Here is a 2,839-nt window from a genome sequence, read left to right as displayed (position 1 = left end):
ATTATTAGCTTAAGGCCCACTACCCAATCCTGTAATTAGCCAATCAGATTGAGGAGATTTTTTCACAAGAGTAATAAATAAAATATAGTCACCTACTGGACTGCCAGCATCATCTATATGCACGATTTTAACTTTTACCATCACTGAAATAATTTTATAAAATTCTTGATAATACTCAGGTCTACTTTCCGCTGAATCATCATTAATTCTTATTATTTCTAAAATTTTTGAGTCTTTGAAAGAAAGAAATCTTTCAGGACTTTTTAAGTCTTCATATAATTGCGCATCAGGCCAAACATATTTGATTGCTGATTTTCGATCATGTTTAGCAAGTGAATTTAAGAAAAGTATCGTTGTCTGTTTTGCCATTTCATTGTCATAATTCAATTTCTGTTTATATGAATTAAAGATCAGAATTAAACATAGACCTACAAGCAAAATTCCTACTTTTATAATTTTTGGGCGATTTACCATTCTTTTTGAAAACCCTTTCTAACTGCTAATGTTTAACCTTATCAATAAAGTCAGGCACTTATTTAACATAATGGCTGTTATACGAAATAAAAAAAAACCTAGGCACTGCCTAGGTCTTAAATTTAAAAAAATACATAAAGATTAAGGCGCATGACACTTCAATCAAGCTATATTAATAATTACATACCATAGAAACAGCACCTTGATAGTTACCATTATTGCTCAAAGTCATACGGTAAATTGCACCAAGTACTAGGCTATTTGGTCCATTATCAGCTATGTTAAATGTACCGATCTGATTTGATTCACCTTGTTGTCCTACGATACCCAATAAGTTATAGCTGCTATAGTTATTGAATGAATCAACCCATCTCATTGATGAAGCAAAGGTAGTTTCATCACTGCCATTTTTTGCAGTAAATTTAACGTCGATATTGCCGTTAGGATTTAAGGTAATACTTCCATTATGAATGGATGGAGAAATAAATTTTTCAAATTGGCCACTATTGGTCACTTTTGCTTGAGTAGCATTAACATCAGTACAGTTAATTTGTTTGGTTTGGGCAGAAATACGCTTAGTAATGATTGGGGTAAATGCAAAATAAAAATAAGAAGCATTGCTATATTTGGAAATATCTGTTGATTTTATTTCCCCATCTTTTTCATAATTAAAAATTCCTTTGGTTACACGAGCAATCGTAAAGTTTTTATTTCCAGCAATTTCTTTCGCAACAATATCTCCTGTAATTTTGTAATCACCAAATTCGGTGATAATACCATCGGCATTTTGTTTTACAGAATCAAGTCTTGATGCACCAGAAGAATTAGGGTAGTCAAAAATAATATTGTAGGATTGTGATGGATTCAATTTTTCCAATACTGAACCAGTAGAAGTATCTGGTGTGGTGCCGCTGTTCCCTGTAGAGCTCGATGTACCATTCCCTGTAGAGCTCGATGCACCATTCCCTGTAGAGCTCGATGCACCATTCCCTGTAGAGCTCGATGCACCATCACTGCCGCCGCCGCAGGCAGTTAAAGTAAGACCCAAAGAAATAACTAAAAAAGAGGTCTTAAATCGGTTCATGGTAATTCCTAGTTTAAAAGAATCAACTATAGTCTATTGTTAGAATACTGAAAATACGAACATCTTTTTATTTACAATAACTTAGGTGCATAAACCTACTTTTAAAGGCTTATTCAGCAAACAATGATTGATAGCTATTAACTTTATAGGCATATTTAATTCAAATATACCTCCCCTTTAACATAATGGCTGTTATACGCAATAAAAAAACCTGGGCACCAACCCAGGTCTAAAATTTAAAAAACAGATAAATATCAGTGCAATAAACTCATTTTTCTAATTTCGCATAACGTGTATTATGTTAATTTTAGGAAAATTTAAAAAATGAAGAAACTACAAATCATCTTTTCAGTAATTTTAGTCATAGTAATTTTATGGGGCATACAATGGATGTTTCATGGTTTTCCAGTAAAACCTTCAAATATTAATAATTCAAAACCTACTGGAGATATAGAATCCAACTTAAATAAGTTCTTAACTGACCCAGCTTTATCACGAATAATACAAAGTTGTATTCCTCTTTATAATGCTGATTTCAGAAGACTGAATCCTCAACTTAAAAATTTACCTGATTTAATTACGGCTGATTATTTTAAGAAAAATCAATTAATAACAACTAATCCTCATACAAGAAAACATGAAGCTAACTTATCTACTGTAAATATTATTAATGAATTTTTTACTGTTTTAGATAGTCCAATGAGTGATCCAAAAATGCTACAAGGATGTTTCGGAAATTATGGTTATACACTTCATGACATGAGAAGAATTAAGAAAAATTTTAGCAATTTTGCAAACTCAAATTAATTAGATACCCTGCATTTAACATAATGGTTGTTATGCGAAATTCCTAGCATATTCACCTTTTGTCTTATATCTTTGTTTTTACCAATAGGTAAAATATATTCATAACCTACATCGGAAAAGTAGGTAGTTAAGAAAAAAATTGCAGAGATTTATAAGCCTTATAGTAACGGGAGAGACTATAGGGCTTTTTATTTATCTTAATATTCATATACCTAATGGATTTGCTTTTCAACTAGTTCCAATTTGTTTAATGCTTGCCGTTTTTTATGATCATTATTAATCTTTACAACTAGAGCTAAAATAAAAACCATCACTATAAAAACAAGGAAAATCAAATGCTTTTTCATCATTAATCCCTTCTTTTGATCTTTAAGAATGCCTTGTTCCTTTGTAAATAGATATGACATAAGGGAAGCACTGATACAAGCCTTTTTAAATGACTTTAGCAACTCGATAAACAGTTGCAACTCCACA

The 2,839-nt window shown here is 31.4% G+C and carries 4 protein-coding genes; 1 reads left to right on the top strand and 3 read right to left on the bottom strand.

Annotation, left to right across the window (positions count from 1 at the left end):
• Window positions 1-9 precede the first annotated feature (9 nt).
• Both FTV31_RS16135 and FTV31_RS16130 read right to left on the bottom strand, forming a co-directional pair.
• The gene (locus FTV31_RS16135; protein ID WP_257222000.1) at window positions 10-369 is read right to left on the bottom strand and encodes a DUF4829 domain-containing protein; all 360 of its coding nucleotides are present in this window, start codon (window positions 367-369) and stop codon (window positions 10-12) included.
• A 277-nt stretch (window positions 370-646) separates the two neighbouring features.
• Entirely contained in the window at window positions 647-1,558 is a 912-nt protein-coding gene (locus FTV31_RS16130) for a hypothetical protein (RefSeq protein ID WP_180009601.1), read from the bottom strand.
• A gap of 324 nt (window positions 1,559-1,882) precedes the next feature.
• On the opposite strand from FTV31_RS16130, the gene FTV31_RS16125 reads away from it, so the two are divergent.
• Window positions 1,883-2,365: a hypothetical protein gene (locus FTV31_RS16125; RefSeq protein ID WP_004733302.1), complete on the top strand. Its 483-nt coding sequence runs from the start codon at window positions 1,883-1,885 to the stop codon at window positions 2,363-2,365.
• A 212-nt stretch (window positions 2,366-2,577) separates the two neighbouring features.
• Here the strand turns inward: FTV31_RS16125 and FTV31_RS17190 are convergent.
• Window positions 2,578-2,839: hypothetical protein (locus tag FTV31_RS17190; RefSeq protein ID WP_257227204.1), on the bottom strand; the 262-nt coding region annotated here is incomplete at its 5' end.

Origin of the sequence: Acinetobacter sp. YH16031 (assembly GCF_013417335.1) — a bacterium.
Taxonomy (GTDB): Bacteria; Pseudomonadota; Gammaproteobacteria; order Pseudomonadales; family Moraxellaceae; genus Acinetobacter.
Note: the sequence above shows the minus strand (reverse complement) of the source record. Positions and strands in the feature narration are given on the sequence as shown.

What these genes read in the sequence shown, in the direction of transcription:
- FTV31_RS16135 (WP_257222000.1), bottom strand. Translation starts at nt 369, where the DNA reads ATGGCAAAACAGACAACGATACTTTTCTTAAATTCACTTGCTAAACAT.
- FTV31_RS16125 (WP_004733302.1), top strand. Translation starts at nt 1,883, where the DNA reads ATGAAGAAACTACAAATCATCTTTTCAGTAATTTTAGTCATAGTAATT.
- FTV31_RS16130 (WP_180009601.1), bottom strand. Translation starts at nt 1,558, where the DNA reads ATGAACCGATTTAAGACCTCTTTTTTAGTTATTTCTTTGGGTCTTACT.